This is a genomic window from Streptomyces sp. NBC_01591, assembly GCF_035918155.1.
Lineage (GTDB): Bacteria > Actinomycetota > Actinomycetes > Streptomycetales > Streptomycetaceae > Streptomyces.
The window spans coordinates 5952920-5976813 of record NZ_CP109327.1 but is presented as its reverse complement, the minus strand read 5'-3'; the positions used below and the strand labels follow the sequence as shown (position 1 = coordinate 5976813).

General features: G+C 71.2%; 20 protein-coding genes. 13 read left to right on the top strand and 7 right to left on the bottom strand.

Annotation, left to right across the window (positions count from 1 at the left end; translation table 11 throughout):
* Window positions 1-23 precede the first annotated feature (23 nt).
* Genes OG978_RS27745 through OG978_RS27730 form a run of 4 tightly spaced genes read right to left on the bottom strand, consistent with a single transcriptional unit; the run spans window position 24 to window position 4444 of the window.
* Window positions 24-674: a GTP-binding protein gene (locus OG978_RS27745; protein ID WP_326767817.1), complete on the bottom strand. Its 651-nt coding sequence runs from the start codon at window positions 672-674 to the stop codon at window positions 24-26.
* Window positions 655-1068 carry a DUF742 domain-containing protein gene (locus tag OG978_RS27740; protein WP_326767816.1) on the bottom strand — a complete coding sequence of 138 codons (414 nt, stop codon included), beginning with the start codon at window positions 1066-1068 and terminating at the stop codon, window positions 655-657. The genes OG978_RS27745 and OG978_RS27740 overlap by 20 nt, the downstream gene beginning before the upstream one ends.
* Window positions 1065-1544: a roadblock/LC7 domain-containing protein gene (locus OG978_RS27735; RefSeq protein ID WP_326767815.1), complete on the bottom strand. Its 480-nt coding sequence runs from the start codon at window positions 1542-1544 to the stop codon at window positions 1065-1067. Before OG978_RS27735 ends, OG978_RS27740 begins: the two co-directional genes overlap by 4 nt.
* The gene (locus OG978_RS27730; protein WP_326767814.1) at window positions 1541-4444 is read right to left on the bottom strand and encodes a sensor histidine kinase; all 2904 of its coding nucleotides are present in this window, start codon (window positions 4442-4444) and stop codon (window positions 1541-1543) included. The genes OG978_RS27735 and OG978_RS27730 overlap by 4 nt, the downstream gene beginning before the upstream one ends.
* 365 nt (window positions 4445-4809) lie before the next feature.
* Between OG978_RS27730 and OG978_RS27725 the strand changes: the two genes are divergently transcribed.
* Window positions 4810-5595, top strand: coding sequence for a hypothetical protein (locus OG978_RS27725; RefSeq protein ID WP_326767813.1), 786 nt, complete (start codon window positions 4810-4812; stop codon window positions 5593-5595).
* Between the two features lie 93 nt (window positions 5596-5688).
* On the opposite strand, the gene OG978_RS27720 is transcribed toward OG978_RS27725, so the two are convergent.
* Window positions 5689-6171, bottom strand: coding sequence for a MarR family winged helix-turn-helix transcriptional regulator (locus OG978_RS27720; protein ID WP_326767812.1), 483 nt, complete (start codon window positions 6169-6171; stop codon window positions 5689-5691).
* Between the two features lie 243 nt (window positions 6172-6414).
* Here OG978_RS27720 and OG978_RS27715 point away from each other — a divergent pair, with 243 nt between their 5' ends.
* Together OG978_RS27715 and OG978_RS27710 are read left to right on the top strand one after the other, a co-directional pair.
* Window positions 6415-7272 (top strand): lysozyme, encoded by an 858-nt coding sequence (locus OG978_RS27715; protein ID WP_326767811.1) that lies wholly within the window; start codon window positions 6415-6417, stop codon window positions 7270-7272.
* 215 nt (window positions 7273-7487) lie between these two features.
* On the top strand, window positions 7488-8246 hold the full coding sequence (locus tag OG978_RS27710) for a polysaccharide deacetylase family protein (protein ID WP_326770184.1): 759 nt from the start codon (window positions 7488-7490) through the stop codon (window positions 8244-8246).
* 72 nt (window positions 8247-8318) lie between these two features.
* Here the strand turns inward: OG978_RS27710 and lon are convergent, their stop codons facing one another.
* Entirely contained in the window at window positions 8319-10739 is a 2421-nt protein-coding gene (lon, locus tag OG978_RS27705) for an endopeptidase La (protein ID WP_326767810.1), read from the bottom strand.
* A gap of 184 nt (window positions 10740-10923) precedes the next feature.
* On the opposite strand from lon, the gene OG978_RS27700 reads away from it, so the two are divergent.
* Window positions 10924-11760 carry a nucleotidyltransferase gene (locus OG978_RS27700; protein ID WP_326767809.1) on the top strand — a complete coding sequence of 279 codons (837 nt, stop codon included), beginning with the start codon at window positions 10924-10926 and terminating at the stop codon, window positions 11758-11760.
* Here OG978_RS27700 and OG978_RS27695 read toward each other — a convergent pair.
* Window positions 11687-12499, bottom strand: a complete 813-nt coding sequence (locus OG978_RS27695) for a rhomboid-like protein (protein WP_326767808.1) — start codon at window positions 12497-12499, stop codon at window positions 11687-11689. The two genes, OG978_RS27700 and OG978_RS27695, sit on opposite strands and share 74 nt — an antisense overlap.
* Before the next feature lie 136 nt (window positions 12500-12635).
* Here OG978_RS27695 and OG978_RS27690 point away from each other — a divergent pair, with 136 nt between their 5' ends.
* The 9 genes from OG978_RS27690 to OG978_RS27650 all read left to right on the top strand — a co-directional run bounded on the left by OG978_RS27690 (window position 12636) and on the right by OG978_RS27650 (window position 23887).
* On the top strand, window positions 12636-13241 hold the full coding sequence (locus OG978_RS27690; protein WP_326767807.1) for an RNA polymerase sigma factor: 606 nt from the start codon (window positions 12636-12638) through the stop codon (window positions 13239-13241).
* Entirely contained in the window at window positions 13238-14191 is a 954-nt protein-coding gene (locus OG978_RS27685) for a zf-HC2 domain-containing protein (RefSeq protein ID WP_326767806.1), read from the top strand. The genes OG978_RS27690 and OG978_RS27685 overlap by 4 nt, the downstream gene beginning before the upstream one ends.
* A 10-nt stretch (window positions 14192-14201) precedes the next feature.
* Window positions 14202-15005, top strand: coding sequence for an ABC transporter ATP-binding protein (locus OG978_RS27680; protein ID WP_326767805.1), 804 nt, complete (start codon window positions 14202-14204; stop codon window positions 15003-15005).
* The gene (locus OG978_RS27675; RefSeq protein ID WP_326767804.1) at window positions 15002-16306 is read left to right on the top strand and encodes a hypothetical protein; all 1305 of its coding nucleotides are present in this window, start codon (window positions 15002-15004) and stop codon (window positions 16304-16306) included. The genes OG978_RS27680 and OG978_RS27675 overlap by 4 nt, the downstream gene beginning before the upstream one ends.
* Entirely contained in the window at window positions 16303-16926 is a 624-nt protein-coding gene (locus OG978_RS27670) for a hypothetical protein (protein ID WP_326767803.1), read from the top strand. Before OG978_RS27675 ends, OG978_RS27670 begins: the two co-directional genes overlap by 4 nt.
* A gap of 122 nt (window positions 16927-17048) precedes the next feature.
* Window positions 17049-17732: a spermidine synthase gene (locus tag OG978_RS27665; protein WP_326767802.1), complete on the top strand. Its 684-nt coding sequence runs from the start codon at window positions 17049-17051 to the stop codon at window positions 17730-17732.
* Window positions 17733-17955: 223 nt separating this feature from the next.
* Entirely contained in the window at window positions 17956-18693 is a 738-nt protein-coding gene (locus OG978_RS27660) for a response regulator transcription factor (RefSeq protein WP_014154105.1), read from the top strand.
* On the top strand, window positions 18690-19766 hold the full coding sequence (locus OG978_RS27655; RefSeq protein ID WP_326767801.1) for a HAMP domain-containing sensor histidine kinase: 1077 nt from the start codon (window positions 18690-18692) through the stop codon (window positions 19764-19766). The genes OG978_RS27660 and OG978_RS27655 overlap by 4 nt, the downstream gene beginning before the upstream one ends.
* A gap of 257 nt (window positions 19767-20023) precedes the next feature.
* Entirely contained in the window at window positions 20024-23887 is a 3864-nt protein-coding gene (locus tag OG978_RS27650; RefSeq protein ID WP_326767800.1) for a multifunctional oxoglutarate decarboxylase/oxoglutarate dehydrogenase thiamine pyrophosphate-binding subunit/dihydrolipoyllysine-residue succinyltransferase subunit, read from the top strand.
* Window positions 23888-23894: the final 7 nt, after the last annotated feature.

The following is a 23894-nucleotide window of genomic DNA, read 5'->3' as shown; positions in this document are numbered from 1 at the left end:
CGCGGTTCTCCGTTGTGTGTGATCTATGCGGGGGTGGCGTCGAGGGCGTGGCCGACCAGGGCCAGCAGCGCCTCGACGACGGTGATCCTGTTACGCGCGTCCATGATCACAACAGGCACGTGCGGGGGTACGGTCAGGGCCTCCCGGACGTCTTCGGCCTCGAACCCGGGTGTTCCCTCGAAGTGGTTGACGGCCACGATGTACGGCAGCCCGCAGCTCTCGAAGTAGTCGAGGGCGGGGAAGCAGTCGGCGAGCCGGCGGGTGTCGGCCATCACGACCGCGCCGATCGCGCCGCGCACCAGGTCGTCCCACATGAACCAGAAGCGCTGCTGGCCCGGTGTGCCGAACACGTACAGCACGAGGTCGTCGTCGAGCGTGAGCCGGCCGAAGTCCATCGCGACGGTCGTGGTGACCTTGTCGGGCGTCGCGGAGAGATCGTCGGTCTCCTCGCTGGCCTGGGTCATCATCGCTTCGGTCTTCAGCGGGGTGATCTCGGAGACCGACCCCACGAAGGTCGTCTTGCCCACGCCGAACCCACCGGCGACCACGATCTTCGTGGCGATCGGGGCCCTGGTGTGGTCCAGCTGCCAGGCCTGCAGCGATTCCTCGGCCTGGTCCTTGGCGCCCGGCTGACGCGGGGCGAAGAGCGGCGACTCAGAGACGGCGGAGTCCATTGAGCACCCTTTCGAGCAGTACGCGGTCGGGCTGGCCGGTGCCGTGACCGGTCCCGTACACGCGGATCTTTCCTTGGTCGGCCAAGTCGCTGAGCAGCACCCGGACCACGCCGAGCGGCATCTTCAACAGGGCCGAGATCTCCGCGACCGTACGCATCCGGCGGCAGATTTCGACGATGGCCTGGAGCTCCGGCATGAGGCGGCCGGCCAGGTTGCCGTTGGTGAGCTCGCGGCGCTCCTCGGGCGCTTCGAGCGCGGCGACGAACGTCTCGACGAGCAGGACGTGCCCGAAGCGGGTACGTCCGCCGGTGAGGGAGTACGGACGGACCCGGGCGGGCCTTCGGTCGGCCCCGCGGACGGGAAGCCTGTGGGCGGTTTCAGCAGCGGGCTTCACTGGGTGCTCTCCATCGATTTGCGCAGTTCACTGCGGAGTTCGGGGGTGAGTACGTGTCCGGCTCGGCCGACGAAGAGCGCCATGTGGTAGGCGATGACGCTCATGTCGCAGTCCGGGGTGGCGTGCACACCGAGCAGCGAGCCGTCGCTGATCGACATGACGAAGACGCTGCCCTCGTCCATGGCGACCATCGTCTGCTTGACGCCGCCGCCGTCCATCAGCTTGGCGGCGCCGATGGTGAGGCTGCCGATGCCGGAGACGATGGTCGCCAGGTCGGCGCTGGAGCCCCTGGGGCCGCCCTGTCCGCCGCCGGTCCGAGTGATCAGATGGCCGGGGTCGGAGGAGAGCAGCATCAGTCCGTCGGACGAGACGACGGTGACCGAGTGGACCCCTGGCACCTCCTCCACCAGATTGCTCAGCAACCAGTGAAGGTTACGGGCCTCGGTACTCAGCCCGAATGTGCTGGGCGCAGTCAACTGCGTGCCTCCTCGACTGTGTCCCCCGTCTCATCCGCCTGATCGGTACGTGCGGGGCGTCCACCTGGTGCGGTGGCTCCCGGGAGCGACTGGGTGGTCGTGATCTCGGCGATCTCCGCCTCGACGTCCCGGCGGCCCTCCTTCGCACCCTGGTGGAAGCCGCCGAGCCGACGGCGCAGCGCCTCCTTGTCCAGGCTGCCCTTGCGCTCGGTGGTGGGTGCCGTGGTGGGCTTGACGACCTTGGGGGTGCGCTTGGGCAGCCCCTTGTCCGTGATGCGTTCGGCCTGCTGGGGCTGAGCGTGGGGCTGCGGCTGCTGCTCCGGCTGCCTGGGGCCGGGCAGTGCGTCGGCCACGGGCGTGGGGGCAGGGGGGGCGGCGGTGTGCGGCTCCCGGGCCTCGTCCGCGGTGCGCTCATGGCGGTCGGGGCCGATGGCGTACGGGTCGGGCGCCTTGATCTCGGGGGCGTCCGCGAACTCCGGCACCACCGGGAGCCGGACCTGCATCGTGACCTCGGACTCCACCTCGGCCGGGGCCTGCGCCTCGGCCGGGGCGGGCTCGGGGACGACGGCGGGCTCGGGAACGACGGCGGGCTCGGGAACGACGGCGGGTGCCGACTCGGCGCCCGACTCGCGGATCGTCTGCTCGGCAGCCGCGATCAGCGGGTCACCGGGCATGGCGAGCGTACGGCCCGGCAGCGCGTTGGAGTTGGCTTCGGCGACCGAGCCCGGCAGGTTCAGCGCGGGCGCGTCCCCGGAGATCTTCACCGGCGGCGGAGTCGCGGCCGGGGGCGCCTTCGGCAGCAGGGCCTGGGGCAGGACGACGACCGCCGTGATCCCGCTGCCCTTGTGGTCGCGCAGCTGGACCCGTACGCCGTGGCGCGCGGCCAGCAGGGAGGTGACCTGAAGGCCGAGACCGGCCCCGTCCGCACTCTGCTCGCCCGCCTCGAACAGAGCAGGGTCGCCGAGCCGGGTGTTGAGCTCGCCCATCCGTACGGCCGACATCCCGATGCCCTCGTCCTGGACGGAAAGCATCACCTCGCCGCTCTCCAGCAGCCAGCCGGAGAGCTGGACGTGGGAGTCCGGCGGCGAGAAGGAGGTGGCGTTCTCCAGGAGTTCGGCGACGAGGTGGCTGAGGTCGTCGGCGGCGAAACCGGCGATCTGGGCGTGCGGCGGCAGGGACTGGATGGTGACCCGCTCGTACCGCTCGATCTCCGACACGGCCGCACGCAACACGTCGACCAGCGGGATCGGTCCCGCGTGCCCGTGGCCGTGCTCGGCGCCCGCGAGGACCAGCATGTTCTCGCTGTGCCTGCGCATGACGGTGGCCATGTGGTCGAGCTTGAAGAGGGTGGCGAGCCGCTCCGGGTCGTGCTCCCGCTCCTCCAGGCTCTCGATGACGCCGAGCTGGCGCTCGACGAGGCCGAGGGTGCGCAGCGAGAGATTGACGAAGGTGTGGTGGACCGTGTTCTTCAGCCGCTCCAGCTGGGCGGTGAGGTCGGAGGCCAGCACCTGGAGCTCGGCGCGCTGGAGGGTGAGGGCCTCGCGCCCGGCGATCAGCTCGCCGCGCTCGGCCTGCAGGCTCTCGAAGCGGCCGTTGAACTCGTGGAGGAGCCCCTGGAGCTTGCCGTGCAGGCTGTTGAGAGACCGTACGACCTGGGCGAACTCGTCGTTGCGGCCGGTGTAGCGGACCGGTTCGGCGGTGTCGGGCTCCGTGGCGAGGCGGGCGGCGCCGATCCGCAGGACGGCGAGCGGCTGGGTGAGGGTGCGGGCCACGGCGGTGGAGACGCCGACGGCGATCAGCAGGCAGCCGCCCAGCAGCGCGATGCGCAGTTCGAGCGCAGTGACGTCGTCGTCGCGCAGCTGCTCCAGGCGCTGGATCTGTTCGGTGCCGAGGGCGGACTCGACGCTCCGCATCCGGTCGATCCGGGCGGAGAGCGCCGCATCGGCCTTCTTGCTGCTGGTCCGCTGGTCGGAGTCCGACAGCTCGGGGCGGTCGGTGAGGGAGTTGAGGTACTTCTCCGCGCTGTTGACCTCGGGTCCGGTGACCGTGGACGACAGCTTGTCGCGGGCGGTGGAGCCCGCGGCCTGGTCGAAGTCGGCGAGCGAGCCGAGTTCGCGGACCCGGGCCTGCTGGGCGGCGGCGCTCAGCTCGTCACGGGTGCGGTCGTCCTTGTCGCTGCCGCCGTCCTGGGTCTGCACCGGCAGTCCGGTCACCGGGTCGAGCTGCGGGACCGAGACCTTGCGGGGTACCGAGAGCGCGGCGATCAGCAGCCCGCGGGTGGCAGAGGCCTGCTCGGTGGCCTGCCCGATGGCGAGCGGGGCGCGGGTGGCCTCGGCCGCGCGCGGCGGGGTCTTCTCGGCGAGTTCGTCGGCGAGTTCGTGGAGCTTGGCGATGACCTCGGAGTAGGCCTGGTGGGCCTCCAGCGCCGTGCCCTTGCCGCTGAGTGCGTCGCGGCGCAGGGACGGGATGGTGGAGAGGTCACGGCGCAGTGCGGCCGGGGCCGTGGACCGGATCTCGTCGACCTGTTGGTCGACGCGGGCGCTCCGGCCGCGGGAGTCGTCCTTGTCGTCCGTCGCGCCGGACGCCTCGTCACGTCCGGCGGCGATCCGGGCGGTGACCTCGTCGCGCTCGTCCGCGAGGGCGTGGGCGAGGGCGATGGCCTGCTGGTTGAGCTCGGCGAGGGTGACCAGCCGTTGCGATTCGTTCAGTTCGGAGGAGGCGGCGAGGATCGCGGGCGTGCCCGCGGCGATGACGGTGATACCGACCACCGCGACACCGGCCACCAGCCGGCTCCGCACCCGCACGGTGCGCCGGGTGCCCTCGCTCTCGACAGGTGCCGGTGGCGTCACCCCGGAACCGCGCTGCTTGCTGCCCTTGCTCCGAGGCCGCTTCTTCTGCACCGGTGCTCGCAATCTTGACTCGTCCGCCCTTGAAGCAGAGGTGACGCACGGTCACATGTAATGAGCGCCCCGACCCCTGGTACGGCTTCTGACCATTCCAGTGCTTTTGAGAGGGGGGCGCGCATCAACCACTCCGCCACCTGAACGAGTGAACATCACTCCAGAGTTGGCGAACAAGTTTTCCCCGGGGGGCCCTCGGTCACACCTGGCCCGTCGGCTGGAACTTCCGCGCAGGCTTTGGCAGGATGCCCGCCCGCACGCCCCACGGAGTCATTCCTTCCGCTCCGGGCACTCTTCTGACCTGCCGGTGCAGGCCAATTCCGGGCGAGTGCAGGGCTCGTGAAGGCGTCGTGCAGACTGGCCGTATGCGCATCGAACTGGCCACCGTCGCCGGCAGCCCGGAACGCCCGAACGAGGACTGGGCCGCCACCGCACTTCCCGCTTCCGGCCAAGGCGGGGCGCTGATCCTGCTCGACGGGGTGACCCCGCCCCGGGGCGACGACGGTTGTGTGCACTCGGTCCCCTGGTTCACCGCCCGACTGGGCGGCGCACTGGTCGAACTGTCCAGTTCGCGGAAGGATCTGACCCTTCAGGAGATCCTGGCAGGTTCCATCCGGCGCACCGCCGACACGCACCGTTCCCTGTGTGACCTTTCTCACGTACGGACACCTCAGGCGACGGTCGCCATGGCGCGTTGGGACGACTGCGAGGTCGAGCATCTGGTGCTCTCCGATTCCGTACTGCTGTTCGAGGCGCACGACGGAAGTGTGCGCCCCCTGCTCGACGACCGGCTCGACCGCCTGCCGCCCGGCTCGCTGAGCACCGAGGCGATCACCGACGCCCGGGTACGGAACAAGGAGGGCGGCTTCTTCACCGCCGCCGCCGACCCCTCCGTGGCGGCCCGTGCGGTCACCGGGCGCACCCCGATCGGCCAGGTGCGGGCGATTGCCGCGCTGACCGACGGGGCGGCCCGCTGGACCCAGATGTTCCACGAGGGCGACTGGGCGGACTGCCTCGGGGTCCTCCACAAGGAGGGGACGCAGGCGCTGATCGACCGGGTCAGGGCCCTGGAGGACGCCGACACGGAGCGCAGGCAGCTGCGCCGCAGCAAGACCCACGACGACGCGACGGCGGTCTACGCGGTGCTGTGACGGCGCAGCGGGAGGGGCCGACGCAGCGGGGGCGACGCTGCGTCGGCCGGCGCAACGAAGGGCCGGCGCAACGGAAGGCCGGCCCGGCGGGCGTCAGTCCTCGGCGCGGGCGTTCAAGTGATGCAGCAGCCGGGCCAGTTCGGCCACCTCGGCCCGGTCCCAGTCGTCGAGCTTGCGGACATAGCGCTCGCGGCGGGCGTCGCGCACACTCCGGTAGCGGGCCAGCCCCTCGGCAGTGAGGCGGACGAGGAAGGCCCGTCCGTCGGCCGGATCGGGTTCACGGGCCACCAGTCCGAGGCCCTCCAGAGCGCGCAGTTGACGGCTCATGGTCGCCTTGCCCACCCCGAAGTAGGCTGCGAGATCGGTGGCCCGCTGCTGCCCGGCCGACTCCAGCCGGACGAGAAGTCCGTACGCGGCGGCCTCCAGTTCCGGGTGGACCTCGCGCGCCATCTCCCCGGAATTGGCCCGTGCCCGGCGCAGAAAGACGGCCAACTCCCGCTCCAGGGCAAGGAATGCGTGGTCCACACCACTCCCCCCGGTCGCGCCGGGTTCACTACCGCTTTCGCTCCCGTGCACGTCAACACCCCTCGTGAGCTTTCCTGTCGCTGAAAATTTCTTTCGCCGCTGGTCATCACCGCAGCTCCGCCAGTATTTCGCAGGCGTAGACCAACGGCAGCGACCAGGCCCCCTTCCGCAGCACGGGTCTACGTGCGTAGCGTCATGCATGGCATGTTCACACCATTACATGTCTGCAGGGGTGCGCCCAGCGCCCCCCTGGGATCAGCACGTCCCCCCACCACGTCCTCGGAGGCATTCCCCATGCCGGTGCTCAGATCCACTTCCAAGACGTCCCGCCGCTCACGCTTCGCGGCGGCCGGAACCCTGCTCGCAGCCCTCTCGCTCCTCCTCACCCTGCCCGGCGCGGCGAGCGCCGCCGGCACTCATGACGCAGCGGCAGCCGCCAAGAAGCCCGCCCGCGGCACCGCCACGATGGGCATGGGCGTCATCGCCCATGACGGACAGGGCGGACTGCCGCGGGACACCCGCGCCGTCCAGACCGAAGGCGTGGACGTCTCCGGCCACCAGGGCAACGTCGCCTGGTCGACGCTCTGGAACAGCGGGGTGAAGTGGGCCTACACCAAGGCCACCGAGGGCACGTACTACAAGAACGAGTACTTCGCCCAGCAGTACAACGGCTCCTACAACGTGGGCATGATCCGGGGCGCGTACCACTTCGCCACCCCGAACACCACGAGCGGCGCCACCCAGGCCAACTACTTCGTGGACAACGGGGGCGGCTGGTCGCGGGACGGCAAGACGCTGCCCGGCGTGCTCGACATCGAGTGGAACCCGTACGGCGACCAGTGCTTCGGCAAGACCGCGGCCGGCATGGTCTCGTGGATCCGCGACTTCGTGAACACGTACAAGGCGCGCACCGGACGCGACGCGGTCATCTACACCGCGACCAGCTGGTGGAAGACCTGTACCGGCAACAACGCGAGCTTCGGCGCGACCAACCCGCTGTGGGTGGCCCGCTACGCCTCCACGGTCGGCGAGCTCCCGGCCGGCTGGGGCTTCTACACGATATGGCAGTACACCTCGTCCGGCCCCACCGTCGGCGACCACGACCGTTTCAACGGCGCCCTCGACCGCGTACAGGCCCTCGCCAACGGCTGAGTCCGCCCGCCGCACCCCCGCGGCCCATCGCTTCACCCAGCAGGGCCCCGGTGACCCGCCGGGGCTCTCTCCATTTCACGCCCCCGACCAGGGACTTCGCCCTCCGGGCCGACAGCGGACCCCCTATGCACTCGATGTATACACGCTGTGTATAGTCCTTCTCTGTCGCACGTCGTGCGCCCTGTTCAGCTACGGAGGAGTGACCCGTCTTGCCCATGAAGATGAAGTCGATCGGTACGGGGTTGGCCGCCACCCTTGTGACAGTGCTCACCCTGACGCTGAGCGGCTGCTCCATGCAGACCACCGCGCCCGCCTCGGCCCGCGGTGACGCGGGCTCCGACTCCAAGGGCTCCTTCGGCCCGGTGGACTGCCGCAAGGCGAAGTGCATAGCGCTGACCTTCGACGCGGGGCCGGGCGAGGACACCCCGCACCTGCTGGACATCCTCAAGGAGAAGAAGGTGCACGCGACCTTCTTCCTGCTGGGCAAGAACCACGTCAAGAAGTACCCGGACACCGTGCGCAGGCTGGCCGCCGAGGGGCACGAGGTGGCCAACCACACCTGGACCCACGAGATCCTGACGGACCGGAAGCCGGCCGAGATACGCGCCGAGCTGGCGAAGACGCAGGACGCGATAGCGGAGATAACCGGCAAGAAGCCGCGCCTGATGCGTCCGCCGCAGGGCCGCACCGACGACACCGTCTCGGACATCAGCAAAGACCTGGGGCTCTCCCAGATCCTGTGGAGCACCACCGCCAAGGACTACTCCACGACCGACTCGGCGCTGATCAAGAAGCGCACCCTGGAGCAGGCGGACAAGGACGGCATCATCCTGCTCCACGACATCTACAAGGGCACGGTGCCCGCGGTGCCGGGCATCATCGACGAACTGAAGAAGCGGGGCTACACCTTCGTCACCGTCCCGCAGCTGATGGCGCCCGCCGAGCCGGTCCCGGGGACCATCTACCGCCCCTGAGCCAAGGGCGGGAAACCCGAGGACCCCCGGCGCCGATGCGCCGGGGGTCCCGCGTACGTGGTGCCACGCCCGTCACGCCGCGGCCGGGATCCTCTCCCCGGTCCTGGCCCCGGCCGGGGCCAGGGCGATCTCCAGGACCTGGCGGACATCGGTCACCGGGTGGACCTCCAGCGTGTCCAGGACCTCGGCGGGGACGTCGTCCAGGTCGGCCTCGTTCCGCTTCGGGATCACCACGGTGGTGATTCCGGCGCGGTGCGCGGCCAGCAGTTTCTGCTTCAGTCCGCCGATCGGCAGCACCCGTCCGGTCAGCGAGACCTCACCGGTCATCGCCACGTCCGTACGGACCAGCCGTCCGGAGAGCAGCGAGGCCAGTGCCGTCGTCATGGTGATTCCGGCGCTCGGGCCGTCCTTCGGGACCGCGCCCGCCGGGAAGTGGATGTGCACGCCGCGGTCCTTCAGGTCCGCGACCGGCAGCTCCAGCTCCGCGCCGTGCGACTGCAGGAAGCTCAGCGCGATCTGCGCGGACTCCTTCATGACGTCGCCGAGCTGGCCGGTGAGGGTCAGTCCGGACGCCCCGGTCTCCGGGTCGGCCAGCGACGCCTCCACGAACAGCACGTCGCCGCCCGCGCCGGTCACCGCGAGTCCGGTGGCCACACCGGGCACCGAGGTGCGGCGCTCGGCCGGGTCCTGGGCGGACTCGGGGACGTGGTGCGGCCGTCCGATCAGAGCGCGCAGGTCCTCGTCGCCGACCGTGAACGGGAGCTCCCGGTCGCCCAGTTCGTGCTGGGCGGCGACCTTGCGGAGCAGCCGGGCGACGGCCCGTTCCAGGTTCCGCACGCCCGCTTCACGGGTGTACTCGCCGGCCAGCTTGCGCAGCGCGGACTCGTCGAGCGTCACCTCGTCCTTCTCCAGGCCGGCCCGCTCCAGCTGACGCGGGAGCAGGTGGTCCCGGGCGATGACGACCTTCTCGTCCTCGGTGTAGCCGTCGAGCCTGACCAGCTCCATGCGGTCGAGCAGGGCCTCCGGGATGGCTTCGAGCACGTTGGCCGTCGCCAGGAAGACAACGTCGCTGAGGTCGAGCTCGACCTCCAGGTAGTGGTCGCGGAAGGTGTGGTTCTGCGCCGGGTCGAGGACTTCGAGGAGGGCGGCCGCCGGGTCGCCCCGGAAGTCGGAGCCGACCTTGTCGATCTCGTCGAGCAGGACGACCGGGTTCATCGAACCGGCCTCCTTGATGGCCCGGACGATACGGCCCGGCAGGGCGCCGACGTATGTACGCCGGTGGCCCCGGATCTCCGCCTCGTCGCGCACACCGCCGAGCGCGACGCGGACGAACTTGCGGCCCATGGCGTGCGCGACGGATTCACCGAGGGAGGTCTTGCCCACGCCCGGAGGCCCCACCAGCGCCAGCACGGCACCGCCGCGCCGCCCGCCGACGATCCCCAGGCCGCGGTCGGAACGCCGCTTGCGGACGGCCAGGTACTCGGTGATGCGCTCCTTCACGTCCTGCAGGCCCGCGTGCTCGGCGTCCAGGATCCGCTGGGCGCCCCGGATGTCGTAGGCGTCCTCGGTCCGCTCGGTCCACGGCAGTTCGAGAACGGTGTCGAGCCAGGTCCTGATCCAGGAGCCCTCGGGGCTCTGGTCGGAGGAGCGCTCCAGCTTGTCGACCTCCTTGAGCGCGGCCTCGCGGACGTGCTCGGGAAGCTCGGCGGCCTCGACGCGCGCCCGGTAGTCGTCGGACTCGTCCTCCGGGTCGCCGTTGAGCTCGGAGAGCTCCTTGCGCACGGCGTCGAGCTGGCGCCGCAGCAGGAATTCGCGCTGCTGCTTGTCGACGCCCTCCTGGACGTCCTTGGCGATGGACTCGGCGACGTCCTGCTCGGCGAGGTGTTCGCCGAGCCACTGGATGGCGAGCTTCAGCCGGGCGACCGGGTCGGCGGTCTCCAGGAGCTGCACCTTCTGGGCGGTGGTGAGGAAGGGCGAGTAACCGGAATTGTCGGCGAGCGCGGAGATGTCCTCGATCTGCTGGACCCGGTCCACGACCTGCCAGGCGCCGCGCTTCTTCAGCCAGCTGGTGGCGAGTGCCTTGTACTCCTTGACCAGCTCGGCGGCGGCTCCGGGAAGAGGGTCGGGGACGATCGTGTCGACCCGGGTCCCCTCCACCCAGAGCGCTCCACCCGGCCCGCTGGTCCCGGCCCCGATCCGCACCCGGCCCCGGCCGCGGATGAGCGCGCCCGGATCCCCGTCCGAAAGCCGTCCGACCTGCTCGACGGTGCCGATGACACCGGTGCCGGTGTACATACCGTCGATCCGCGGCACCAGAAGCACTTCGGGCTTGCCGCCGCCGTCACGGGCCGCGGCCTGTGCGGCCTCCACGGCGGCACGTACATCGGTGTCGGACAGGTCCAGAGGCACCACCATCCCGGGCAGCACGACCTCGTCGTCGAGCGGCAGCACGGGCAGGGCGAGCGGAGTGACCGCATTGGAATCGATAGCCATGATCTCCCCTTCGGCAGTCAAGTTGAGCTATGCAGACTCAATGCTTCTGAGCCGCCCCGTTGTTCCCCGGGGCATGTTCGCTGTGAGCGATCACCCGGTCGCGCTCGCGGTCCGGGCCGGTCGCGGCCGTGACGGGCCGGATAAATCATTCGGCCCGTCACGGAAATGCGGGCACAGTGCCCGCATGAACGACGACAGCGGCGACAGCGGCAGCCGAGGGCTGAACCACGACGGGACGATCCGGCGGGAGGGCTCGCTGAGCCGCGTGCCCGCTCCGTTCGCCCCCGTGGTGGCGGCGGCCCGGTCCCGGATCACCGAGGCGTTCGACGGCACACGGCTGCACAGCGCGTACATCTACGGCAGCATTCCGCGCGGCACGGCCCTTCCCGGTGTCTCCGATCTGGATCTGCTGCTGGCGCTGCACAGCGCGCCCACGGCCGCCGACGAAGCGGCGGTCCGTGCCATGGAGGCCGACCTGAACGCCTCGTTCGGCCAGATCGACGGCGTCGGCATCCTGCTGTCCGCTGCCGCCACCCTCACCAGCGAGCTCGAACGCCACGACCTCGGCTTCTTCCTCGCCTGTCTCTGCACCCCGCTGCTGGGCGACGACCTGGCCGAGCAGCTGCCGCACTACCGCCCGACCCCGCTGCTCGCCCGCGAGACCAACGGGGACCTGGTTCTCTCGCTGCCCCGCTGGCGGCGCAGGGCCGCCGAGGCGGCCACCGACGCCGAACGCCGCAGCCTCAGCCGCGGCGCCGCCCGCCGGATCGTCCGGTCCGGCTTCACCCTGGTCATGCCGCAGTGGCGCGGCTGGACCAGCGACCTGGCCGAGTCCGCCGAGGTGTTCGCCCGTTACTACCCGGACCACCCGGAGCGGATCGAGCAGATGAGGCTGGCCGCGCACACCGGCCGCAATCCCTCCGCCGACCCGGCCGTCCTCGCGACGCTCATCGAGGACCTGGCACCTTGGCTGGCGGCCGAGTACCTCGCGGTGCACGGCGAGAAGGCGCCACGCCCCTGACCACCGGTTCCCCGACCGCACCGGCCCGGCGCAGCAGCGGCCGGCAGGCCACGCCGAACAGCAGCGCCAGTGGATGGCCCCAGTCGGTCAGCGGGTTGCTCAGACGGACCAGATCGAGCACCAGCATCACGCCCATCCCGCCGAGCACCAGCACCCGCAGCAGCGGGGTGAACAGCCCGGTGAGCGCGCCCACGCTCGCCATCAGCCCGAAGCTGATGCCGTAGTCGAGGCGGTGCAGCGACGACTCCGGCAGATGCCCGGCGACCACGGAGAGCCCGACCGGGATCTCCGTGGCGAGCGTCGCCACGACATGACCGAGCACGAACACCGCGGCGGCCCGCAGGCCCCCGATGCGGCGCTCCAGTGCGGTCAGTACGAGAGCGAAGAAAAAGACGTGCGGGGAGGTGAGCCCGCCGACGACCCACAGGGCGCTGGCGGCCAGGACGAGGAACGGGGTCTCGCCGAGGTGCGCGACGTCCGTGCTCGACTCGCGCAGCACGGCGGCGACGGTGTCGGGATCGGCGTACTCCATGAACAGGGACGTGGCGACCAGCACCAGCAGGTACCCAAAAGTGAACGGGGTACCAGTGGGTGCCGGCAGCAGCCGCAGCCATCGGCGGGCCCCACGGACCGGGGGCTGGGCCGCGGCACGGCCCGTGCGGCTCTGGCGCGGGATGGCGTCGAGCAGCGGAGCCGCGAAGGGTTCTTCGTGGACCGCCCTGTCCGTACGCTGATGCACCGCGTGAGGCCCCTCTCCCGTGACGAGCCCCCCGAAGCAACGTCCCACCCTCTGTGATCTTCCCCTGCTCCGTCTATGGCGTGAGCCACACACGCCGCCCGTGAACCGGTCCGGGTCCGTCGCCCGATAGAGAGGTGTGAAGCTGTTGCGCCCCTCGGGGGAGGACCCGAACGACGACGACGCCCTGCTGCGTGCCGTCGCGCAGGGGGATACGGAGGCCCTGGCGACGCTCTACGACCGGCACGCCGGCTGGCTGCTGGCCCGGCTGAGCAGGCGGTGCGCGGATGCCGAGACCGTATGGGAGGTCCTGCAGGACACCTTCGTGACGGTCTGGCGCTCCGCCGGTTCGCACCGCGGGGCCAGGGTCGGCGGCTGGCTCTGGGTGATCGCCTCGCGTCGGCTGGTGGACGCCCAGCGGGTCCATGCCCGTACCGATCTCGCCGCCCGGGCCGAGCGGACCGGAAGCAACGAGTGGGCCGCCACCGCGCCGTCCGCCGAGGAGCGGGTGCTCGCCGGGCTGGAGTACGGGGATGTGGGCGCCGCGCTCGACCGGATCTCGCCCGAGCTGCGGGAGGTCCTGCGCGCCACGGTCATCGACGGACTGACGACCCGCGAGACGGCCCGGCTCCTCGGCATACCCGAAGGCACGGTCAAGACCAGGGCGATGCGGGCCAGACGCGAGCTGCGCGCCGCACTGGAACTGTCGGCTCCGCAGTCCGGACCGCTGGGAGGAACGGCATGACCAGGACGGGAGGTGACGGCATGCCCCACTGGCACGTGAGCGAGGAGCTGGCCGGGCGGTACGCCGCCGGTTCGGTGACGGAGACGGACGCGTGGTCCGTGGAGAAGCACGTGGAGGCGTGCGGGGGATGTGCGGCACGGATCTCCGCGGCGGTACGGGCACGGCCGGAGGCCGGGGCGGTGCTGGACGGGGTGCGCGCGGGGGTGCTGGCCGCGGTGGCGGCGGAGGGGGCACCGGCGAGGGCGCCCGCCCGCGGCGTCCGGCGCCGCTTCCCGGGGGTCGCCACCCGGGCCGCCCGCGGCCGCTCCCCCGGGGCCGCCACCCGCACCGGGCGGTTGCTGTGGGCCGCCGGGCCCGCGCTGCGGGGTCCGTGGCTGCTGGCGCTGGTGCTGGTGGCCGTCGGGGCCCTCGCGCTGGCGTACGGGGCCGGGGCCGACGACGCCATCCGCCCGCTGCTCCTCGTCGTCGCGCCGGTGCTGCCGCTCGCCGGGGTCGCCCTCTCGTACGGCCGGCACGCGGACCCGATGCATGAGATCACCGCCGCCACCCCGTCCGGCGGGCTGCGGCTGCTGCTGACCAGAACCGCCGCGGTGCTCGCCGTGAGCATCCCGACGCTCACGCTCGCCGGGGCGGTGCTGCCCCCGTCCGCCGGGTGGCCCGGCGCGGCGGCATGGCTGCTGCCCGGACTCGCGATGACGCTGGCGGCGCTCGCCCTCGGCTCGTACGTCGGCTGCCGCACCGGGGCCACGTCCATCGCCGCGGCCTGGGCGGCCGCCGTCGTCCTGCCCGCCTTCGCCGCATCGCCCCCGGGGGCCGCCGAGGCGGCGGCCGCGGCCGCACGGTACTTCGCCGGGCCCGCCGCACAGGCCGGCTGGGCGGCGGGCGCGCTGGTGTGCGCCGCGCTGCTCGCCGTACGCCGTAGATCCTTCGACCATCTGGAGACGTTGTGAGCGTGAACGCATGAACGGCACCGAGGCCGTGAACACGGTCGAGGTCAGGGCACTGACCGTCCGGCACCGCAGGACGACCGCGCTGGACGCCGTCGATCTCGACTTCGCGCCCGGTGTGCACGGGCTGCTCGGACCGAACGGGGCGGGCAAGACCTCGCTGATCCGGGTGCTCGCCACCGTCGCCGCGCCCTCCGGCGGCCGGGTGGAGCTGCTCGGCAGCGAGGTCGGCGCCGGGTCGGACCACCGCAGCCGGGCGGCGGTCCGGCGCAGGCTCGGTTATCTGCCGCAGGAGTTCGGCCACTACCCGGGATTCACGGTCCGCGAGTTCGTCTCCTACGTGGCCTGGCTCAAGGAGATGGACGCGTCGGCGGTCCCGGCGGCCGTGGAACGCGCGGTCGACCGGGTGGGTCTGGCGGACCGGATCGACGCCCGGGTGAAGACCCTGTCGGGCGGCATGGTGCGGCGCGTCGGCATCGCCCAGGCGATCGTCAACGATCCGGACCTGCTGCTGCTCGACGAGCCGACCGCCGGTCTCGACCCGGAGCAGCGGGTCGAATTCCGGGCGCTGATACGGGAGCTGGGCCGCACCACCACCGTGATCGTCTCGACCCACCTGGTCGAGGACGTCGCCGCGGCCTGCACCGATGTCACGCTGATCGAAGCGGGCCGGATCGCGTACCGGGGTACGACGCGGGAGCTGACGGAGCTCGGCGGCACCGCGGACGGCGGAGCGGAGCGACCGGACGGCAACCCGATCGAGCGCGGCTACACCTCCGCGCTGCGGGCGCACCGGGCGGCGGTGGCGAACCGATGACAGCCTCCGCCTCGTCCGTGAAGAATCCGGCCCGCACCGTCCTGCGGACCGAACTCCGGCGCGGGATCGCCCCGTGGACGGGTCTCGCCGTCGCCCTCACCCTCCTCGTTCCGCTGTGGAGCAAGGCGTCCGAGTGGCAGGGGAGCTGGGGCGAGACTCAGTCCCAACTGCACGCGGCGACGGCACTGCTCGGCGGCCCGCTCGTCGCCGCGGCCGCCTGCTGGCAGGGCGGCCGGGAGCACCGCCGGCGCACCGCCGAGCTGCTGCTCTCGGTCCCGCGCAGCCGGCTCGCTCAGGTGACGACGGCCGCGACGCCGATCGTGCTGTGGGCGGCGGCCGGGTATCTGCTCGCGCTGGGCGTGGTGTTCGCGGCGACGGCTCCGTACACCGGGGCCGGCGGTCCGTCGCTCTCGATCGTCGCGACGGATCTCGGTCTCCTGCTGTCCATCGGCTTCGTCGGCTTCGTGGTCGGGCGGCTGGTGCGGTGGCGGCTGATCGCTCCGGTGCTCGCGGCCGCTTTCTACGTGCTCCTGGGGGTCCCGAGCTATATGGAATCGGATGCCCGGTTCCTGAGCCCCGCCGAGCAGTACATGCTCGAAGGGTCCGTCCCGGTGTGGTGGTTCGCGCCGGTCCTGCTGGCCTGGACGGGCGGCATCGCCGCCACCGTGCTGCTCGCGCACGCGGCCCGGCGGCGTCTGCTGGCCGTCGTGCCGCTCGCGCTGGCGGTCGCGGCCGGGGCGGTGATCGTGCCGACGGGCGAGAACCTGTTCCGGGACGACCCGGCCACGACGCGCAGGGTCTGCTCGGCGCCGGCGCCCGGCACGCCGCAGCTCTGTGTGCAGGCGTCCGACGCCCCGGTGCTGCCCAGTGTGTCCGAGGCCCTGGCGGGAATGTTCTCGCGGCTGGCGGGGGTTCCGGGGGCGCCGGTCAGATACGTGAGCACGGAGTCGGATCCGAAGGACGGCGAAGCAGCCCTCGCCCACGCCATGCGCGGCTGGGGCACCACGCGGAACGAGCTGACCGATCCTCAGGCGTACGCCTCGGAAACCGCCCTGAGCCTGACATCGCGCGACTGCTCGGCCGTTTCGCACTGGGACAAGCGCGAAGGGGCGAAACGGGTGGGTCTCACGGACGACGCCGTACGCAGCTGGCTGGCCGGCAATGACGCCACCTGGGACCCGGAAGCGCGCCCCCTCGTCACCCGTCTCGAGGCCATGCCCGACGCCGGCCGCAAGGCCTGGCTCGGCCGCTACCTGGCCACCCTGAAGAGCTGCGCTCCCGCGGAGGTGCCGGCCCTGTGAGCGCTCAGCCGGCCCACGCCGCCCTCCCCCTCCTCTACGTCCGCTCCCGCGCCCTCCCCCTCACCATCGCCACCCTGACCTGCATTGCGCTCGTCGCCGCCTGGGCCGCCCACTGGCTGCAGGCCCAGCCGCACTTCGACCACACCGCCCGCGTCCCGGTCGTCGTGCTGGCCCCGCTGCTCGCCTCTGCGGCGATCGGCACCAGCCTGCACTCGCACACCGAGGAGCTGGACCGGACCGCCGTACGCCGCTGGTGGCCGGGCCGGCTGCTGCATCTGCTGGCGCTGACCGCGGTGACGGCCGGGGCGCTCGCGGCAGCGGTCCCGGGGCACCCGGAGGAGTTCGGTGTACCGGCCATGGTGCGCAACGTGCTCGGCGCGACGGGGGTGGCCGCGGCCTCCGTCGCCCTGCTCGGTGCCCGGCTGAGCTGGCTGCCGATGACGGTCTACGGCGGCGCCGTCTACCTGGCGGCGCCCCGCACCCCGGGCGGCGCGGCGGCGGTGTGGGCCTGGCCGATGCAGCCGGGCCCGCAGGGTGCGGCGTGGGCGGTGGCCGTGACGGCGTACGTGGCCGGGGCGGCACTCCTCGCGGTGCGCGGCGCACGCCCGGAGCGCGGGTAGCTGCCGTTGCCCTCCCGGCACTTGGGGCGGATCCGGCAATCCGCTGGCACCGGGCCGCGCCGACCGGACAGGATGGCGGGGACCCTGTCCGCCACCCACCGGAGACCCGCACCATGCCCGACATGCACCACTCCGACGCCCTCGCCCCCGTCACGCTCGACCGCCGCGAAGGCCCGTACGGCGAGGTCGTTCTGCGGGAGCGGGGGGACGATTTCGAGATCATCGCCAACGGGTGCTTCCTGATGGACACTTCGGACGGGCGCTCCGAGCGGCTGCTGATCGACGCGGCACTGGCCGCTCTGCCCGCCGGCCGGCCCGCCCCGTCCGTGCTCATCGGGGGTCTCGGCGTCGGTTTCTCGCTCGTCCGGGCCGCCGCCGAGCCGCGGTGGGGGCGGATCGTCGTGGCCGAGCGGGAGCAGGCGATCGTGGACTGGCATCTGGAGGGGCCGCTGGCCGCGATCTCCGGTGCGGCGCTCGCCGATCCGCGGACCGGGATCCTGACGACGGATCTCGTCGCGTACCTGAATACGACTACGGACCGTTACGACGCTCTGTGTCTGGACATCGACAACGGACCGGACTGGACCGTCACCGAGGACAACACGAGCCTGTACTCCCCCGCCGGTCTGGCGGACTGCCGGGAGCGGCTGACGCCGGGTGGCGTTCTCGCAGTATGGTCCGCACAGCCGTCCGCCGACTTCGAACAGGCCTTGCGGAATGCCGGATTCGGTGGGGTAAGAACCGAAGAGGTCAGTGTTGCCCGAGGTGTTCCCGACGTGGTCCATCTCGCACTTCGGACAGACTGAGATCCCCCACCGGGTACCCCCGACCCCCGGAAGTCCGGGGGCCAAGCGCCATAAGACCGACACTCCGCCACTTCCTCGCGTCCGCGGCGTTACACCCTGCGTAGCCGAGAACAGTCCGCTGCCTTTACGCTGCTGACCGGTAACGGGATCACCCACGAAATCCACAAGCGAAGACCGTGCGTCCGGGGGAATGGCCCCCGTGAGGACGGGCAGGGGCGGGGCGATGGAACAGACACACACCACCCACAACGGTGTCGCGGCCACCCCGGGCGCGCAGCGCCGGGTGCTGGTGGTCGAGGACGACGCCACGATCGTCGATGCCATTTCCGCCCGGCTGCGGGCCGAGGGCTTTCTGGTGCAGACCGCACTCGACGGCCCCGCGGCGGTGGACGCGGCCGAGGCGTGGCAGCCCGATCTGATGGTGCTCGACATCATGCTTCCCGGCTTCGACGGCCTGGAGGTCTGCCGCCGCGTGCAGGCCCAGCGGCCGGTGCCGGTGCTGATGCTGACCGCCAGGGACGACGAGACGGACATGCTGGTCGGTCTCGGGGTCGGCGCCGACGACTACATGACCAAACCGTTCTCGATGCGCGAGCTGGCGGCCCGGGTCCATGTCCTGCTGCGCCGGGTCGAGCGCGCGGCGCTGGCCGCGGTGACGCCGCGCAGCGGGATACTGCGCCTCGGCGAGCTGGAGATCGACCACGCGCAGCGCCGGGTCCGGGTGCGCGCCGACGACGTCCACCTCACGCCGACCGAGTTCGATCTGCTGGTCTGTCTGGCCAATACGCCGCGAGCGGTGCTCTCCCGGGAGCAGCTGCTGGCCGAGGTCTGGGACTGGGCGGACGCCTCCGGCACCCGTACGGTCGACAGCCACATCAAGGCACTGCGCCGGAAGATCGGCGCGGAGCGGATCCGTACCGTGCACGGTGTCGGCTACGCCCTGGAGACCCCGGCGCCATGACCCGGCCCGGTTCCGGACTGCGTCCCTTCTCGGTCAAGGCCAAGATGAGCACGCTCGTCGTGGTCTCGGTCTTCATCACCACCGGTCTGCTGATGGTGGCCGTGCGCACCAGGACCGAGCTTCGGTTCATCACGGTGTTCTCGGTTATCGCGACCCTGCTGATCACCCAGTTCGTGGCGCACGGTCTGACCGCGCCGCTGGACGAGATGACGACCGTGGCCCGGTCGATATCGCACGGCGACTACACCAGACGCGTGAGCGGCGCCGACCGGCGCGACGAGCTCGGCGACCTGGCCCAGACGATCAACCGCATGGCGGACGATCTGGAGGCCGTGGACCGGCATCGCAAGGAGCTGGTCGCCAACGTCTCGCATGAGCTGCGAACACCCATCGCGGCGCTGAGAGCCGTGCTGGAGAACGTCGTGGACGGGGTGTCCTCGGCCGATCCCGAGACGATGCGCACGGCGCTGAAGCAGACCGAGCGGCTCGGCAGGCTGGTGGAGACGCTGCTGGACCTGTCCCGCCTGGACAACGGGGTCGTCACGCTCAAGGCCCGCCGTTTCGAGGTGTGGCCGTATCTGTCGGGCGTGCTGAAGGAGGCGAACCTCGCCGCCTCGCACCGCCGGCTGTCGTCCGGTTCCGGGAACCACACCCGCAAGGACGTGCATCTGCATCTGGACGTGTCGCCGCCGGAGCTGACCGCGCACGCGGACGCGGAACGCCTTCACCAGGTGGTGGCCAATCTGATCGATAACGCTGTCAAGCACAGCCCGCCGCACGGCCGGGTCACCGTGCTGGCCCGGCGGGGGCCCAAACCCGAGTCCCTGACGCTGGAGGTCCTGGACGAGGGGCCGGGCATTCCGGAGTCCGAGCGGCACCGGGTCTTCGAGCGCTTCAACCGCGGCGAGGTGCCCTCTCCGCACGGTCCGGGCAGCGACGGCGGCACGGGCCTCGGGCTGGCGATCGCCCGCTGGGCGGTGGATCTGCACGGCGGACGCATCGGCGTGGCCGAATCCGTTCGCGGCTGCCGCATTCAGGTCACTCTTCCGGGGATCCCTCAACCGCGAGGTTGACATAGGGTTCGAACCGGAAGGGCACGTTCTGCGTGTTCCGTTCATGGGGTACGGCCCAGGGGGCCGTAGCCGCGGTTCCACATACCCAAATCAAAGCGGAACTGAGCTTGTTTCCCGCCAATTCCCGTACCGAAACCCGCCTTCCGATGTGACTTGCGCGACGAAGACCGGCCCGGCCTGCGTGGAACGGCTGGGGAGGCGTAGCCTTGATTTCCGCTGTCCATCACCTTGTGAAGCGGAAGAGGGCGGTTGCCGCCGTGTCGTCTCAGTCCCCCAGTAACTCGAGCATCTCGACCGACCAAGCCAGCCCGGGTTCGAACCCGGCCGCTGCTTTCGGGCCCAATGAGTGGCTCGTCGACGAGATCTACCAGCAGTACCTCCAGGATCCCAATTCGGTCGATCGCGCCTGGTGGGACTTCTTCGCCGACTACAAGCCGGGTACGTCCGGCACGGCGGACAAGCCCGTTCCCGGCGCCCCGGCCGCAGGGGCTGCGGTGACCCCGGCCCCGGCCGCACCCGCACAGGCCACCCCGGCACAGGCCCCGGCTCCGGCCGCACCCGCCCCGGCCCCGGCGGCCCCGGCGGCTCCGGCGGCTCCGGCGCCCGCACAGGCCGCCCCCGCCGCCGCTGCTCCGGCAGCCCCGGCGAAGGCCGCCCCGGCTCCGGCCGCGAAGGCAGCCGCGCCCGCACCGGCCAAGGCCGCGCCCGCCCCGGCCAAGGCCGCGGCCGCACCGGCCACCGAGGCCCCGGCCGGCGCGGAGTACGTGACGCTGCGCGGCCCGTCGGCCGCCGTCGCGAAGAACATGAACGCCTCGCTGGAGCTGCCGACGGCCACGTCCGTCCGCGCCGTCCCGGTGAAGCTGCTCTTCGACAACCGCATCGTCATCAACAACCACCTCAAGCGCGCCCGGGGCGGGAAGATCTCCTTCACGCACCTCATCGGGTACGCGATGGTGCAGGCCCTCAAGGCCATGCCGGCGATGAACCACTCCTTCGCGCTGAAGGACGGCAAGCCGACCCTGGTCAAGCCGGAGCACGTCAACCTCGGTCTCGCCATCGACCTGGTGAAGCCGAACGGCGACCGCCAGCTGGTCGTCGCGGCCATCAAGAAGGCCGAGACGCTCAACTTCTTCGAGTTCTGGCAGGCCTACGAGGACATCGTCCGCCGCGCCCGCAACGGCAAGCTCGGCATGGACGACTTCACCGGGGTCACCGCCTCGCTGACCAACCCCGGCGGCATCGGCACCGTCCACTCGGTGCCCCGCCTGATGCCCGGACAGGGCCTCATCATGGGCGTCGGCGCGATGGACTACCCGGCCGAGTTCCAGGGCACCTCGCAGGACACCCTGAACAAGCTGGGCATCTCCAAGGTCATGACGCTGACCTCGACGTACGACCACCGGGTCATCCAGGGCGCCGCCTCCGGCGAGTTCCTGCGGATCGTCGCCCAACTCCTGCTCGGCGAGAACGAGTTCTACGACGAGATCTTCAAGTCGCTGCGCATCCCGTACGAGCCGGTCCGCTGGCTCACGGACATCGACGCCTCGCACGACAACGACGTGACCAAGGCCGCGCGGGTCTTCGAGCTGATCCACTCCTACCGGGTCCGCGGCCACGTCATGGCCGACACCGACCCGCTGGAGTACCGCCAGCGCAAGCACCCCGACCTGGACATCACCGAGCACGGCCTCACCCTGTGGGACCTGGAGCGGGACTTCGCGGTCGGCGGTTTCGCCGGCAAGTCGATGATGAAGCTCCGCGACATCCTCGGTGTGCTGCGTGAGTCGTACTGCCGCACCACCGGCATCGAGTTCATGCACATCCAGGACCCGAAGCAGCGCAAGTGGCTCCAGGACCGGGTGGAGCGCCCGCGCGCCCAGCAGCCCGAGCGCGAGGAGCAGTTGCGCATCCTGCGCCGGCTGAACGCCGCCGAGGCGTTCGAGACCTTCCTGCAGACCAAGTACGTCGGCCAGAAGCGGTTCTCGCTGGAGGGCGGCGAGTCCGTCATCCCGCTGCTCGACGCGGTCATCGACTCCGCCGCCGAGGCCCGCCTCGACGAGGTCGTCATCGGCATGGCCCACCGCGGCCGGCTCAACGTCCTCGCCAACATCGTGGGCAAGTCGTACGCGCAGATCTTCCGCGAGTTCGAGGGCAACCTCGACCCCCGGTCGATGCACGGCTCCGGCGACGTGAAGTACCACCTGGGCGCCGAGGGCACCTTCACCGGTCTGGACGGCGAGCAGATCAAGGTCTCGCTGGCCGCCAACCCCTCGCACCTGGAGGCGGTCGACCCGGTCCTGGAGGGCATCGCCCGCGCCAAGCAGGACATCATCAACAAGGGCGGCACGGACTTCACGGTCCTGCCCGTCGCGCTCCACGGCGACGCGGCCTTCGCGGGCCAGGGCGTCGTCGCCGAGACGCTCAACATGTCGCAGCTGCGCGGCTACCGCACCGGCGGCACCGTGCACGTGGTGATCAACAACCAGGTCGGCTTCACCGCCGCCCCGGAGTCCTCGCGCTCCTCGATGTACGCCACCGACGTGGCGCGCATGATCGAGGCGCCGATCATCCACGTCAACGGCGACGACCCCGAGGCCGTCGTCCGCGTCGCGCGGCTCGCCTTCGAGTTCCGGCAGGCGTTCAACAAGGACGTCGTGATCGACCTCATCTGCTACCGCCGCCGCGGTCACAACGAGGGCGACAACCCGGAGTTCACCAACCCGCAGATGTACACCCTGATCGACAAGAAGCGCTCGGTGCGCAAGCTCTACACCGAGTCCCTCATCGGTCGCGGCGACATCACGCTGGAAGAGGCGGAGCAGGCGCTCCAGGACTTCCAGGGCCAGCTGGAGAAGGTCTTCGCGGAGGTCCGCGAGGCCACCTCGCTGCCGGCCCCGGCGCACACCCCCGAGGTCCAGCCCGAGTTCCCGGTCTCCGTGACCACCGCGATCTCCCCGGAGGTCGTCAAGGTCATCGCGGAGTCCCAGGTCAACATCCCCGACCGGATCACCGTCCACCCCCGCCTGATGCCGCAGATGCAGCGCCGCGCGGCCTCGGTGGAGAACGGCACGATCGACTGGGGCATGGGCGAGACCCTGGCCATCGGTTCACTGCTGATGGAGGGCACCCCGGTCCGGCTCGCCGGCCAGGACACCCGCCGCGGCACCTTCGGCCAGCGGCACGCGGTCCTCGTCGACCAGGTGACCGGCGAGGACCACACCCCGCTGCTCTACCTCTCCGACGAGCAGGCCCGTTACAACGTCTACGACTCGCTGCTCAGCGAGTACGCGGCGATGGGCTTCGAGTACGGCTACTCGCTGGCCCGTCCCGAGTCGCTGGTCGTCTGGGAGGCCCAGTTCGGTGACTTCGTCAACGGCGCGCAGACCGTCGTCGACGAGTTCATCTCCTCGGCCGAGCAGAAGTGGGGCCAGACCTCCGGCGTCACGCTGCTGCTGCCGCACGGCTACGAGGGCCAGGGCCCGGACCACTCGTCCGCCCGCCCGGAGCGCTTCCTCACGCTGTGCGCGCAGAACAACATGACGGTCGCCATGCCGACCCTGCCGTCGAACTACTTCCACCTCCTGCGGTGGCAGGTGCACAACCCGCACCACAAGCCGCTGATCGTCTTCACCCCGAAGTCGATGCTCCGCCTCAAGGCGGCCGCGTCGAAGGTCGAGGAGTTCACCACCGGCGGCTTCCGCCCGGTGATCGGCGACGAATCGGTGAACCCGGCCGACGTCCGCAAGGTCGTCTTCTGCGCCGGCAAGGTCTACTACGACCTGGAGGCCGAGCGTACGAAGCGCGGCGTCACGGACACCGCGATCATCCGTCTGGAGCGCCTGTACCCGCTGCCGGGTGCCGAGCTCCAGGCCGAGATCGCCAAGTACCCGAACGCCGAGAAGTACCTCTGGACCCAGGAGGAGCCGGCCAACCAGGGCGCCTGGCCGTTCATCGCCCTGAACCTGATCGACCACCTGGACCTGGCCGTCGGCGCCGACGTCCCGCACGGTGAGCGCCTGCGCCGCATCTCGCGTCCGCACAGCTCGTCCCCGGCGGTCGGCTCGGCCAAGCGCCACCAGGCCGAGCAGGCACAGCTGGTCGCCGAGGTCTTCGAGGCCTGACCGGTCG

Coding starts and splice junctions, on each gene's coding strand:
- OG978_RS27745 (WP_326767817.1), bottom strand. CDS start 674: ATGGACTCCGCCGTCTCTGAGTCGCCGCTCTTCGCCCCGCGTCAGCCG.
- OG978_RS27725 (WP_326767813.1), top strand. CDS start 4,810: ATGCGCATCGAACTGGCCACCGTCGCCGGCAGCCCGGAACGCCCGAAC.
- OG978_RS27715 (WP_326767811.1), top strand. CDS start 6,415: ATGCCGGTGCTCAGATCCACTTCCAAGACGTCCCGCCGCTCACGCTTC.
- OG978_RS27710 (WP_326770184.1), top strand. CDS start 7,488: ATGAAGATGAAGTCGATCGGTACGGGGTTGGCCGCCACCCTTGTGACA.
- lon (WP_326767810.1), bottom strand. CDS start 10,739: ATGGCTATCGATTCCAATGCGGTCACTCCGCTCGCCCTGCCCGTGCTG.
- OG978_RS27700 (WP_326767809.1), top strand. CDS start 10,924: ATGAACGACGACAGCGGCGACAGCGGCAGCCGAGGGCTGAACCACGAC.
- OG978_RS27685 (WP_326767806.1), top strand. CDS start 13,238: ATGACCAGGACGGGAGGTGACGGCATGCCCCACTGGCACGTGAGCGAG.
- OG978_RS27680 (WP_326767805.1), top strand. CDS start 14,202: ATGAACGGCACCGAGGCCGTGAACACGGTCGAGGTCAGGGCACTGACC.
- OG978_RS27675 (WP_326767804.1), top strand. CDS start 15,002: ATGACAGCCTCCGCCTCGTCCGTGAAGAATCCGGCCCGCACCGTCCTG.
- OG978_RS27665 (WP_326767802.1), top strand. CDS start 17,049: ATGCACCACTCCGACGCCCTCGCCCCCGTCACGCTCGACCGCCGCGAA.
- OG978_RS27660 (WP_014154105.1), top strand. CDS start 17,956: ATGGAACAGACACACACCACCCACAACGGTGTCGCGGCCACCCCGGGC.
- OG978_RS27655 (WP_326767801.1), top strand. CDS start 18,690: ATGACCCGGCCCGGTTCCGGACTGCGTCCCTTCTCGGTCAAGGCCAAG.